The 13564-nt window shown below is 36.9% G+C and carries 8 protein-coding genes and 1 other annotated feature; all 8 genes read left to right on the top strand.

Annotated elements, in window-relative coordinates; all coding sequences use genetic code 11:
- The first annotated feature begins 114 nt into the window (after positions 1–114).
- The 8 genes from KQI69_RS09620 to KQI69_RS09585 all read left to right on the top strand — a co-directional run bounded on the left by KQI69_RS09620 (position 115) and on the right by KQI69_RS09585 (position 13436).
- Entirely contained in the window at positions 115–2277 is a 2163-nt protein-coding gene (locus KQI69_RS09620) for a serine hydrolase (RefSeq protein WP_216565163.1), read from the top strand.
- Positions 2278–2424: 147 nt separating this feature from the next.
- Positions 2425–2712, top strand: a binding site (T-box leader).
- A gap of 57 nt (positions 2713–2769) precedes the next feature.
- A complete protein-coding gene (gene ilvB / locus KQI69_RS09615) occupies positions 2770–4491 on the top strand; it encodes a biosynthetic-type acetolactate synthase large subunit (RefSeq protein ID WP_216565162.1) in 1722 nt (573 codons plus the stop codon).
- A 279-nt stretch (positions 4492–4770) separates the two neighbouring features.
- Entirely contained in the window at positions 4771–5274 is a 504-nt protein-coding gene (ilvN, locus tag KQI69_RS09610) for an acetolactate synthase small subunit (RefSeq protein ID WP_216565164.1), read from the top strand.
- A gap of 13 nt (positions 5275–5287) precedes the next feature.
- Complete coding sequence (locus KQI69_RS09605) at positions 5288–7459, top strand: hypothetical protein (protein ID WP_216565161.1); 2172 nt, start codon at positions 5288–5290, stop codon at positions 7457–7459.
- Between the two features lie 54 nt (positions 7460–7513).
- The gene (locus KQI69_RS09600) at positions 7514–8788 is read left to right on the top strand and encodes a hypothetical protein (RefSeq protein ID WP_216565160.1); all 1275 of its coding nucleotides are present in this window, start codon (positions 7514–7516) and stop codon (positions 8786–8788) included.
- A gap of 218 nt (positions 8789–9006) precedes the next feature.
- Entirely contained in the window at positions 9007–10740 is a 1734-nt protein-coding gene (locus tag KQI69_RS09595) for an AAA family ATPase (protein WP_216565159.1), read from the top strand.
- 645 nt (positions 10741–11385) lie between these two features.
- On the top strand, positions 11386–12843 hold the full coding sequence (trpE, locus tag KQI69_RS09590) for an anthranilate synthase component I (RefSeq protein WP_216565158.1): 1458 nt from the start codon (positions 11386–11388) through the stop codon (positions 12841–12843).
- A gap of 26 nt (positions 12844–12869) precedes the next feature.
- The gene (locus KQI69_RS09585) at positions 12870–13436 is read left to right on the top strand and encodes an aminodeoxychorismate/anthranilate synthase component II (RefSeq protein ID WP_216565157.1); all 567 of its coding nucleotides are present in this window, start codon (positions 12870–12872) and stop codon (positions 13434–13436) included.
- Positions 13437–13564: the final 128 nt, after the last annotated feature.

Raw genomic sequence — 13564 nt, 5'->3', positions numbered from 1 at the left:
GCAGCTAATAGTGTTATGAGCAAGTAGCAAAGCGGATTGCGAATATCCGCTTGACTACAGATTAAAAAAGATAAAATACAGACAGAAAAAACAGTATGGAGGACTAGGAATACTATGAAAAAAAGGTTTTTATCAGTTGTACTGGCGCTAATATTATCATTATCATTTGTCAGTAGTGCATTTGCAGTGAGTTATCATGAAAATGATATTGAAAAGTATATTATCGGCCAGCTTTCAAATGCTAAGATTCCGGGAGGAGAGGTATCCATTGTAACTTCCGGTAAAGAAGTATATAGTGCATCTTATGGTGATGTACCGCAGACAGACTCAGATCTTAAGATTGGTTTATTGAGCAGAATATTTACTTCAATTTCGATTTTGCAGTTGGCTGATTCAAAAAAAATTGCACTTGATACTAATATTGCAGATGTTGTTCAGGGTTTAGAAAATACATCTGATATAACAGTTGAAGACCTTTTAAAGCAGACAAGCGGATATACAACAACACAGAAAATGGATTCTGATAGTATTCCGGCACCGCTTGGCAAAAAAGGGGAGTATCATGATGCAAGGATAAATTATGCTATCTTAGGAAAGATAGTGGAAGAAGTTTCAGGTATGACTTATGCCGATTATATAGAGAAGAATATAGTAAAACCGTTGAATCTTCAGTCAACATACACGATTGATGAAATGTCAGGAAAAGATGTTGTTGGTGGACATGATAACCTCTTTGGCCTTCCAATAGCAAGAAAAGCTGAAAGTGCAGAGTCTAAAGATTGGGATGCTGTACCCGCTACAGGTATTATTTCTGATGCAAAAGATATGGGAAATGTTTTAACCATGTTTCTTGCAGCCGGTGGAAAAATTCTTTCATATGACCAGATAGAAAAGATGTATTCGGATGGGGCTGACTGTGGTAATACTATTTTTGACACAAAGGGAACTTCAAGTCTTGGCTGGATAAAGACGAAAGTAGGAGAGCAGGATGTATATTATGTTTCTGGTGCAATTGACGGATATATATCATCAGCATTTCTTGTGCCGGGGCAGGATTTAGGTATTACGATGCTCTTTGACACATCAGATGTGATTTCAGGAAATGATGTTATTGAAGAACTTATGTCAAATGTTGTTTGTCTTGCAATAGGGGAAAAGGCAAGAACAATTGATTCAAAAGCTGTAATGATGCCTCATATTGAGTTTGATATAGTATATGTGCTCGTATTTTTAGCTTCGCTCATTCCAATGATGTTAATGAGCTGGTGGTATAGAACTACAAGGAAAAATGGAATTGGAATTGTCAGAACAATCGTTGATGTGGCTGTTCATATAGGTCTTCCTATAGTTGTGTATAATATTGTTCCGGTTATTATAGAAAGTGTGCTTGATGATTCACTTGGCTCATGGTTTATGATAAAGAAATTTCTTCCAGAGTGTTATTATGTGACGCTGCTTATTGAGGCGGTACTTATTATTGGTATTCCTGTAAAAATCATCGCTGCTGTTGTTGCAATAAAGAAGGGACCTTTTGATGAGGCAGAAGAGGATGAGGCAGAGCAAGATGAGAATGTCGCAGACGAAATAGACAATTCTGCCGAAGATGGCATATCATATGAAAATGAGACATCGGATGAGGAAGTACCCCACGGGGAAGATATTGATGAAACTGCTGATAGTTGGGATGATGAAAGTTCTGGGAGCGAAGAAGGTAAAAAGGAAGAAAGTAAAAAAGACACAGAAAAAGATGACTCAGATGTTGATATGGAAAATCAAGTGGAAGAGGACAAGAAGGATGATGTTGAGGAAGAAGTTGCAGCTACAATAGAGGAAAATCCAGAAAGTGCAGAAACAGATACAGTATTTTTAACAGGACATAAAGACAAAACAAAAGAGGAGAGGAAAAAGAAAAACAAAGGCAAAAAGAAGAAAGGCTCAGTCGAAACAGTAAAAGAAACGAATGATGAAAAAGGACAGAAGGAAGAAGAAAAGAAAGATGATGAGCCGGAAGAAGTCGTAAAGGAGTTTAAGACTAGAAAAAAGAACAAACAACAGAATAAAGAGGAATATGGAAGCAGTTTTGAAAGAGAGGCCATAAAGGCACTTGAGAGTGACGGTTCAGAAGATGGGCAGAAAGAGGTAGATGGGGAACTCTCAGATATAAACTCAGATTCACAAATGCAGACTACTGTTCCAAAGATTAAAAAGAAATATCACCATCAGAAAGGAATGCCTGTTAAAATAGTTGTCGAGCCTGATGATGACCTTGACAACTAAAAAAGATTGTGATAATATTTTTTTCAATTAAGCGGCTTATGATAGCTGCATGGTGCAAGGGTCAGAAGCAGATAGCAGTGCAGCAATCCATGGCATCAGTTGGGGGCAAATTACTTTTTTGCCAAAACAAATTATTAGAATATAAAGAAAATAGCTGTGACAAGGAGGAGTACATATATTTAAGACTCTGTAGAGAGGGAACGGATGGTGAGAGTTCTTGTGTCTGATATATGGAAGTAGCCTTTGAGCTTTGGACTGAAAGCAGACTTTTATTAAAAACAGAAAAGACTTTTGGTTACTGTTTTTTGCAAGTAGGCTTCAACGGATTTTTCCAACGTTATATGGAAAACGATATAAAGGATTTTTATCTGAGTATCGGTTGAGTGCAGATTTTATCTGAAATTAGGTGGTACCACGAAAATATTCGCCCTAAATTGACATATGTCGGTTTAGGGCTTTTTTATTTTATTATGAAAGGTTTGGTGTTTAACTATGATAAAAGGAACTGAATTGTTTGTAAAAGCATTGAAGGAGGAAGGTGTAGATACTCTTTTTGGATATCCGGGAGGTCAGGCGATAGATCTTTTTGACGCATTGTATGATCAGGATGATATTGAGGTTATACTGCCAAGGCATGAGCAGGCACTTATACATGCGGCAGATGGATATGCGAGGTCAACGGGAAAGACAGGTGTCTGCCTTGTAACAAGCGGACCGGGAGCGACAAATCTTGTTACAGGTATTGCAACGGCAAATTATGACAGTGTTCCACTTGTATGCTTTACAGGTCAGGTTCCGCTTAACCTTATGGGAAATGATGCATTTCAGGAGGTAGATATAGTAGGAATAACAAACAGTATATGTAAATATAGTGTAACTGTAAGAAAGAGAGAGGATCTTGGAAGAATAATCAAAGAGGCATTTTATATTGCGAGAACAGGCAGACCAGGCCCTGTAGTTGTCGATATCCCGAAAGATATACAGGTCGCAATGGGAAGTGAAGAGTATCCTGAGGAAGTGAATATAAGAGGATATAAACCCAGTGAGGGCGTGCATGTAGGACAGATAAAAAAGGCTGTAAGCATGATGAAAAAGGCAAGGAAACCATTGTTTCTGCTTGGCGGTGGTGTAAATCTCTCAGGCGCAAATGAGAAGATGAAAGAGCTTGTTGAGATGACCGGTATTCCGGCAATAACGACTATCATGGGAAAAGGTGCTATTTCATCAAAGCACAGACTGTATCTTGGAAATATAGGAATACATGGAAGTTATGCGGCAAATCATGCGGTAAGTGAGTGTGACCTTCTTATTTCTATCGGTACGAGATTTAATGACAGGATAACAGGAAAGATAAGCGAGTTTGCAAAAGGTGCAAAGATTGTGCATATAGATATAGACTCTGCGTCTATATCAAAAAATATCGTTGTAGATATTCCTATAGTTGCCGATGCAAAGCTTGCTATAGAAAAACTTATCGAGTACGGTTCACCGCTTAAAATCGAAAAGTGGGTTGAACAGACGCTTGAGTGGAAAGAAAAATATCCTATAAATATGAATAAATATGAGGGGCTTACACCGGAAAAAGTTATCAGATACATAAATGACAATTTTGAAAGACCTATCGTGTGTACAGATGTAGGACAGAACCAGCTTTGGACAACACAGTTCCTTGATATAGAAACACATAGACAGCTTCTTACATCAGGAGGGCTTGGAACTATGGGATATGGTTTCCCGGCAGCTATAGGGGCAAAACTTGGAAATCCTGAGCGTCCGGTTATCGCGATATCAGGTGACGGTGGTATGCAGATGAACATTCAGGAATTTGCGACAGCTATGGTATATGAGCTTCCTGTTATCATTGTAGTATTTAATAACGGATATCTTGGAAATGTAAGACAGTGGCAGCAGCTTTTCTTTAACAGGAGATACTCAAGCACATGCCTTACATACAGAAAAAGCTGTAATCGTGACTGCATGAACAAAGATAAATGCTGTCCGAAATATATACCTGACTTTGTAAAGCTTGCTGAGAGTTACGAGGCAAGAGGAATCAGGATAACAAAAGAGGAAGAGATAAAGAAAGCTTTTGATTATGCACTTGAATTTAAAAAAGGACCTACGCTTATTGAGTGTGTGATAGAGAGAGAAGCAAATGTTTCACCTATGGTACCTACGGGTAAGACACTTGCGGATATGATAATGGATTGTTAGTGTGTATCGGTATTTGCAAAATTAAGTGTAGGTTGTGATGATTGCACAAATATAACAAATAATACCGCCGGCACGCTTTCGCTATGTTGTCGCTCGTAGCAGTACATAAGTCAGTAAAAGACACTGACTAAGTACTGACGGCGACAAGAATGCCGGCTAACATTATTTCGTTATATTTGCACAATCCAATAGCATTTAATGATAATTTTACAAAATATGGTTTGTATATGAACTGATAAGGAAAAATAGAGAAATAGGAAGGATGATAGTGATATGGAAATGAAAAAACGTTGTATTTCACTTTATGTTGAAAACCAGATAGGAGTTCTTGCAAAGATTTCGGGACTTTTTGCGGGTAAGTCTTACAATCTTGATACACTTACTGTGGGTGAGACAGAAGACCCTACAGTTTCAAGAATGACAATAGAGATGACTATGGATGATGTGACATTTGAGCAGGTGAAAAAACAGCTCAACAGAAATGTGGTCGTGATAAAGGTAATGGATTTTTCTGATATTCCCATACAGAAGACAGAACTTTTATATATAAAGATACATAGCTGTACTGAAAAGGACAAAACAGAGATATTCAGGATAGTTAATGCATTTGACCATCTTGAGATAGCTGACTATGGGAAGAAATCTGTTATTGTCAGATATGTGGAGACAGAGGGAAAGGTAAATGATATAATAAAACTGTTTAATAAGACTTTTATAAACAGGATAGAGGTAGTAAGAGGCGGAAGCGTTGCGATAGAGTCTGTTTCTACTACGACAAAATAAGGAGAGGTGATAGATGTTTGGCTCAGTTTTTGGAAATATAGTTGGAACTTTATATTTCATGGTATATCAGGTGGTTGGTGTAATGCTTGCGTACATGATATTTAAAAGGGAGAACAGATGGTTTAAATTATTGTTTGGTAGTGTTATGGGCAGCTTTTTGATTCACTGGCTGCCTACGCTTATGGCATTTTTTATGGATTTTACACTCACAGCTCATATCAGTGCACTTATGCTGCTTGGATTGATTTTTGTGGCAGTAGTGTATCTTGATAAAAAATATCTTAGTAAAGATGCGGCCTATCAGAGAAATGATGCTTTGTCGGGAGCACGGAGCAGTAAAAAAGACAAAGATTTAGTGCATTGCGTTGTAAAAACGATAAAAGAAAAGCCTGTTTTTATAGCTGCTGTTATACTTTATTGTTATACTGTAAAGGTGTGGTGCCATCATGTTCTCACTTTCAGAGATGGTGCGGTCTATGCAGGACAGTGTACTTACGGTGATATGAACATGCATCTTGGCTTTATAACGAGCATTGCAAATCAGCATACTTTTCCACCTGATTACTCGATACTTCCGGGGACAAAGTTAGCATATCCGTTTTTGTCAGACTCGATTTCGTCAAGTGTATATATATTTGGTGCATCACTTAAATGGTCATATATTCTTCCAATGTTATTTGCACTTATGCAGGTAATGGCGGGTGCATATGCACTTATCGATTATATATTGATTGACAGAAAAAAGACATTTCTTTCATATTTGTTATTCTTTCTGAATGGTGGTCTTGGATTTTTATATTTTATAAATAAAGGCTTCGCAAGTGAAAATTTTAAAAGGATATTTACGGAATTTTATCAGACACCGACAAATTATACCACGAAAAATATTATGTGGCATAATGTAATAGTTGATATGCTGATACCACAGAGAGCAACATTATTTGGTTGGGCGATGCTTTTTCCGGTGTTATATCTCATAACAAAAGCCATAAAAGAGGAAAAAAGACAGTATTTTTATGTGGCAGGTATTATCGCAGGAGGACTTCCACTTATTCATACACATTCATTTCTGGCACTTGGAGTACTCTGTGCGGGATTTGTGCTTCTTGACCTGACAAATGGAAATAAAAAACAGTTTCCTGTATGGGGACGTGTTGCTATACTTGCAGGTGTGCTAGGGATTTTTGAATATATAAGCAGAAGGAAGATTAAGGGAGATGTGGTATCGTCAAATGCACTTTTGGTAATGGGTGTCATTGTTATCGGAGTGCTGGTGGCTGCCATTATATATATGGTAGTAAAAAGCATTAGACAGAATGGAAAAATGACGGATGAGTTAAAAAAACTAATCATATGCTGGGGCAGTTTCCTTATACTTGTACTTGTGCTTGCACTTCCTATATTGTTCAAGTTTACATTTAGTCAGGCAACAGGTGAACAGTTCACAAGAGGAAGTTTTAACTGGGCAAATGATACTGAGCCGTATTTTTGGTTTTCAATTAAAAACTTTGGTGTTATGTTTATAGGAATGTTACTTGTGTATGTATTTGGAAACAGGAAACAACTGCGTATCGTGATGCCGGCAACATTTTTATGGCTTATGTCAGAGTTGATAGTGTTCCAGCCAAACACATATGATAATAATAAACTTATGCTTGTAAGTTATCTCTACTTTTGTATTGCAGTTTCAGATTTCCTTTTTGATATGCTTGCAAAGATAAATATAAAGGCAGCTACGGTTGCAACAGCAACAGTTGTAGGTTTCGTTGGAATATTTGGAGCTTTGCTTACATTTGGAAGAGAGTATGTATCAGAATATGAACTTTATAGTAAGGGATATTTTGAAGCCGCAGAATATGTAGAAAAAAATACATCTCCTAAAGATATGATACTTACCGCCACAAATCACAATAATGCTATAGCCTCGCTGACGGGAAGAAATATCGTATGCGGTGCGGGGACATTTCTGTATTTTCATGGTGTTGATTATGGACAAAATGAAGCTGATGTAAAGACAATGTATGAAAATCCGGCTGAGAGAGAAAAACTTTTAGATAAGTACAATGTGAAATATATTGTGATAGGTCCTAATGAATATGGATATAGTATACCTGATTATGAAAATCTTACCCAATCATACAGTAAGGTATTTGATAATGATGGCGTTGTTATATTAAAAAGGTAGATTATACTATTTTGCAAAACAGGTATAATACATTTTTATGAAAGAGAGGATAAAATGGTTTTTATATGCACGGCATTGATGATGCTTTTTGCGGTTTTGTGGCTTATAACATTTGTTACAAAACTTGCAGGAAAAAACAATATATTAGCAAATACTTTTGAACCGGCAGGTGAAGAAGCAACACGAAAAGAAATAATAAAAGTATTTGTATATGCACTCGTATTCAGGATAGCTCTGTATCTTGCTGGAGCTGCAATAGCAATGATGTTTTCAGATGATGCAAAATATTCATTCAGTGACTTTCTTGCAAGCTGGAACAGATGGGACTCACAGCATTACATTGACATTGCAGAGAATGGCTATGCTGGCTGCATAGAAAACGGACAGCATTTGTTTCTTGTATTTTTCCCATTGTGTCCATGGCTTCTAAAGATAGTCCATTTTGTGATAAGAGACTGGCAGATAGCATTTCTTACGCTGTCAACACTTTCATATTGTGTGGGCGCAGTATTTTTCTATCTTGCAGTATCGCAGGAATACGGAAAGAGAATTGCCGAAAAAGCACTTGTACTTGTGAGTGTATGGCCTTTCGCATTTTTCTTTGGCGGGATGATGACGGAAAGTCTGTTTTTTATGACATTATCAATAGGATTTTATTTCATAAAGAAACACAACTGGTTTGCAGCAGGGCTGACAGGTTTATTCTGCTCGCTTTGCAGGGTGCAGGGAATACTTCTTCTCGGAGTTGCGGGAGTCGAATTTCTGGAGACATACTCTCCGATACTTATGTGGAAAGAGAAAAGGATAGGTCAGTTTTTTAAAGAAGTGTTTACAAAAGGTATATATTTACTGCTGATACCTGTAGGAAATCTGATATATTTTTATCTGAATTATAAAGTGGAAGGAAATCCGTTTATATTCAAAAAGTATCAGGTTGAACACTGGTACCATGAAGTAACTACATTCAACAAGGGATTTGGTGATGTCTGGAAGTACTTTAACGACGCAGGCACAACAAATAGTATGAAGATAAGCGTATGGCTTCCAGAGGTTCTTATAGTTGTACTTGTTATAGCCGTACTGTTTTATGCACTGAGAACGCATCCGCTTAAATATACAGCATATCTCTGGGTATACACTATAGTATGTTATGGCGTGACATTCCTTATAAGCGGCGGAAGATATATGCTGTGTGCACTTCCGATATTTATCATAGCAGGTGAATTTTTTGAGAAACATGAAAGACTTTACAAGCTTGCAGTGATATTGTCAACGGTGTTTATGGCGGTATATATGACAGGGTATTTTAATGGAAAGCAGATAATGTAGATGGAACAGTAGAGATAAGCTATTTTGATTATTTCAAGATGGCTTATCTTTCTTTACACAAATATGCTTCGATGTTAGAATGTAGCTAGTACAACGAAAATTAAATCTTTGATACATTGAGCATGAATGTGATTTATTAATTATTCGTTGTACCAGATATAAATGTACACATAGATAGGGATTTATAACAAATAATAATGCAAATGGGGATGATGGATATGGCAAGAACAGTAAGTATAGGAAAACAAGATTTTGAAAAAGTGATAATGGAAGATTGTTTTTATATAGATAAAACTGGTTTTATAAAAGAGTGGTGGGAAAATAAGGATGAGGTTACACTTATAACACGCCCACGCCGCTTTGGAAAAACTTTGAATATGAGTATGTTGAACTGTTTTTTCTCGAATAAATATGCAGACAGGGGGGATTTATTTGAGGGGCTTCAGATATGGGAAGATGAGAAGTACCAAGAGATTCAGGGAACATATCCAGTAATATTTCTTAGTTTCGCAGGAATCAAATCAAATAATTTCAAAGATACAAAAAATGATATAGTGGCAGTTATAAATAATGCTTACAGAAGTTATAGTTATCTTCTTGAAAGTGATGTATTATCAGAAGCTGAGAAAGAAATATTTAAAGGTTTTGATGAATATGCAAATAATATAAATGTAGATAAGGAAATTTCAAATGAAACTGTATACAGGGCTTTGAATAATCTTTCATTATTTTTAAACAGATATTATGGAAAAAAAGTTATTATTTTGCTGGATGAATATGATACGCCGATGCAGGAAGCCTATGTAAACGGTTATTGGGAGGAACTTGTTAGTTTTACAAGAAGCCTGTTTAACTGGACATTTAAGACGAATCCATATTTAGAGCGTGCAATAATGACGGGAATTACGAGGGTGTCTAAGGAGAGCATTTTTTCTGATTTAAATAATCTTGTGGTTGTGACAACAACATCGAAACAATATGAAACATCGTTTGGTTTTACGGAAAGAGAAGTTTTTTTGGCACTCGATGAACAGGGACTTTCAGATCAAAAAGAAAAAGTAAAACGGTGGTATGACGGATTTATATTTGGTGAGAGTAAGGATATTTATAATCCATGGTCGATAATAAATTATTTAAAAACAGGAGAATTTGCAACCTACTGGGCGGATTCAAGTTCAAATGGACTGATAAACAGCTTAGTCAAAACGGGCAGTTCATATATAAAAATGATGATGGAGACGCTTCTTAGAGGAGAAACAATAGAAGTGCCGATAGATGAACAGATAGTATTTTCAGAACTTGATTATTCAGAGGATGCTGTATGGAGCCTTATGCTTGCGAGCGGTTATCTTAAAGTTATATCATCAGATAAACTTACAGGTGACCGTAAAAAATCAGTTATGTATAAACTTGCACTTACAAATTTCGAAATAAAACTTATGTTTGAAAATATGGTGTTTAGATGGTTTAATCCTGCAAAGATGGAAACGAATGAGTTTATAAAAGCTCTTATAGGCGGAGATATAGAAAGTATGAATGATTACATGAATGATGTGGCTTTAAAAACTTTCAGTTCATTTGATTCAGGAAAAAAAACATCTTCAAAAAAAGCACCGGAAAATTTCTTCCATGGGTTTGTCTTAGGGCTTATGGTAGACCAGTCAGAAAACTATATCATAACATCGAATCGTGAAAGTGGGTATGGACGCTATGATATATTGCTTGAACCAAAAGACAAACATGGTCAGAAATATCCCGGAATAGTTATAGAGTTTAAGGTGATAAATCAAAGAAAAGAAAAGTCACTTGAAGAAACTGTCGAAGCTGCTTTGAAGCAGATCGAGGAAAAGAACTATGATACAGAGCTGATAAATCGTGGAGTGAAAAAAGAAAACATCCACCACTATGGTTTTGCATTCAAAGGTAAGGAAGTGTTAATAGACGGCAGGTAGATATTTTCGGAACGAAAATATCGTATGAGGAAAGTTACGTGTGAGGACTTTGGCAATTTAGGATGCGAAGCATTGCCAAAGTCTGTTACAGTTTATGCTTTTTATAAACTGTGACAGGGAAGTGTTAATAGATGGCAGGCAGAAAAAATCCTTGACAAATCATTTTACAAGGGTATATACTTTTAAACAGTTAATAGTTAAATAAATCAAAACCGTTGAAGTGGAGATAAAAATAAAAGAGGCGCTTACAGAGAGCAGGGGGGAGCTGAGAACCCGCAGAAAGCTGTTTATTAAATGGACCACTGAGGGCATAGTCAAAGGAATTTCATTCCGAGTATTCTATGACGTGTAGGCATACGTTAGTTGCCGGGAATATGTTGGTATTTCGCTAAGAGTGTGGGCAGACCATAAAGCAAGGTGGCACCGCGGTATATTATTATTGTATAACCGTCCTTGAATATTATCATAATGATAATATTCAGGGACTTTTTTGATTACCTTGAATGAATGTAATTTTCAAAGGAAAAATAATGTATGCTTGCATACAATTATTGTTTCTTTGAAAATTATGTGAGTGAAACGAACAGCAAGAAAAATTTTTTTCGAGCTGGACATTCATTCAGAAAGCTGTTAAGGAGGCAAAGCATGATCACATTTGAAGAAGCAAAAGAATTATCAAAAGGGTACAAGGTCGTACCGATAAGCATGGAAATTATGTCAGACATAAGAACACCGATGCAGGTGCTTCGTATCCTGAAAGGCGTAAGCTCACACTGCTATATGTTAGAGAGCGTGGAAAATCAGGAAAAATGGGGAAGATATACATTCCTCGGATATGATCCAAAGTTAGAGATTACATGCACTAACGGAGTGATGACGGTTAAGAATGGAAAGACCGAGGTAAGTGAAGTTAAGCATCCGGGTGAGAAGATAAAAGAAATCTTAAAGGAATACACAAGTCCTAAGATAAAGGAACTTCCTACATTTACAGGCGGTCTGGTAGGTTACTTCTCATATGACTACATAAAATACAGTGAGCCTAAGTTAAATCTTGATGCAAATGACGAAGAGGGCTTCAAGGATGTTGACCTGATGCTTTTTGATAAGGTTATCGCATTTGACAATTTCAGCCAGAAGATAATCATTATTGCAAATGCAAGAACTGAAAATTTAAGAGAAGATTACGACAGATGTGTTGATGAGATAAATAAGATAATACAGCTTATAAGAACGGGAGAAATGGTTGAGGTCAATCCGGGAAAGATTACATCAGAGTTTCGACCTCTCTTTACCGAAAAAGAGTATTGTGAGATGGTTGAAAAAGCAAAGCATTATATATATGAAGGAGATATTTTCCAAGTTGTGCTTTCAAACAGGCTTGAGGCTGATTATGAGGGAAGTCTGCTTAATGCTTACAGAGTGTTAAGAACGATAAATCCTTCACCTTATATGTTTTATTTCAGCAGTGATGATATAGAGGTCGCTGGTGCTTCACCGGAAACTCTTGTAAAACTTGAGGACGGAGTGCTTCATACATTTCCACTTGCAGGTACAAAGCCTAGAGGAAAGAATAAAGAGGAAGATGACGAACTTGAAAGAAGCCTTCTTACCGACGAGAAAGAGAGAGCCGAACACAATATGCTTGTTGACCTCGGAAGAAACGATATAGGAAAGATAAGTAAGTTTGGTACGGTGGAAGTAGAAAACTATATGGATATTTTGAGATATTCCCATGTAATGCATATTGGTTCAACGGTTAAAGGTGAGATAAGGGATGATAAAACAAGCCTTGATGCCGTAGATGCAGTACTTCCGGCAGGAACACTTTCAGGAGCACCAAAGATTCGTGCAATGGAGATAATAAATGAACTTGAAAATAACAAGCGTGGAATTTACGGCGGTGCGATAGGATATATTGACTTTACGGGAAACCTTGATACCTGTATCGCTATAAGAACTGCATTTAAGAAAAACGGAAAAGTTTTTGTCCGTTCAGGTGCCGGAATTGTTGCAGACAGTGTACCTGAAAGCGAGTACAACGAATGTATCAACAAGGCAAAAGCAGTTATGAATGCAGTTTCGATGGGGCAGGAAAGCATTTGACACTACAATATAAAAAGGAGGTTTATATGATATTACTTATAGATAATTATGACAGTTTTTCTTACAATCTGTTTCAGTTTGTGGGAACGATAAATCCAGATATTAAGGTGATAAGAAATGATGAGCTGACGGTCAGTGAGATTGAAAAACTTGCACCGAGTCATATACTTATTTCACCAGGCCCCGGAAAACCTTCTGATGCGGGAGTGTGCGAGGAGGTTATACAGTATTTTAAAGGAAAGATACCGATTCTTGGCGTTTGTCTCGGTCATCAGGCAATATGTGAGACATTCGGGGCAGAAGTTACATACGCACCGAAACTTATGCATGGCAAACAGTCAGAGGTTAAACTCGATGAAAACTGTAAGATTTTTAAGGGAATAGGTGAGAGGGCAAAGGTTGCAAGATACCATTCGCTTATCGCAAAGAAAGATACGATACCCGATGAGCTTATTGTGACAGCAGTTACCGATGATGGCGAGGTAATGGCGGTAAAGCACAGGGATTATGAGATATATGGTGTCCAGTTCCATCCGGAATCAATAATGACACCTGACGGCATGAAAATGTTAGAAAACTTTTTTGGAGAGTAACAGTTCAGACATAAAAATATAAATATAATACAATGAGCTTGTTCATTGCATTGTTGATTATATTTGCAATAGTTTAACACTATCAAGGAAGTCCCCCACTTCTATTGCGTAGAGCAATAAGTGGGGGT

Origin of the sequence: Eubacterium sp. MSJ-13 (assembly GCF_018918235.1) — a bacterium.
Lineage (GTDB): Bacteria > Bacillota > Clostridia > Lachnospirales > Lachnospiraceae > Butyribacter.
The sequence above is the reverse complement of the archived record's forward strand: the minus strand, read 5'-3'. Positions and strand labels throughout refer to the sequence as shown.

What these genes read in the sequence shown, in the direction of transcription:
- KQI69_RS09620 (WP_216565163.1), top strand. Translation starts at nt 115, where the DNA reads ATGAAAAAAAGGTTTTTATCAGTTGTACTGGCGCTAATATTATCATTA.
- ilvB (WP_216565162.1), top strand. Translation starts at nt 2,770, where the DNA reads ATGATAAAAGGAACTGAATTGTTTGTAAAAGCATTGAAGGAGGAAGGT.
- ilvN (WP_216565164.1), top strand. Translation starts at nt 4,771, where the DNA reads ATGAAAAAACGTTGTATTTCACTTTATGTTGAAAACCAGATAGGAGTT.
- KQI69_RS09605 (WP_216565161.1), top strand. Translation starts at nt 5,288, where the DNA reads ATGTTTGGCTCAGTTTTTGGAAATATAGTTGGAACTTTATATTTCATG.
- KQI69_RS09600 (WP_216565160.1), top strand. Translation starts at nt 7,514, where the DNA reads ATGGTTTTTATATGCACGGCATTGATGATGCTTTTTGCGGTTTTGTGG.
- KQI69_RS09595 (WP_216565159.1), top strand. Translation starts at nt 9,007, where the DNA reads ATGGCAAGAACAGTAAGTATAGGAAAACAAGATTTTGAAAAAGTGATA.
- trpE (WP_216565158.1), top strand. Translation starts at nt 11,386, where the DNA reads ATGATCACATTTGAAGAAGCAAAAGAATTATCAAAAGGGTACAAGGTC.
- KQI69_RS09585 (WP_216565157.1), top strand. Translation starts at nt 12,870, where the DNA reads ATGATATTACTTATAGATAATTATGACAGTTTTTCTTACAATCTGTTT.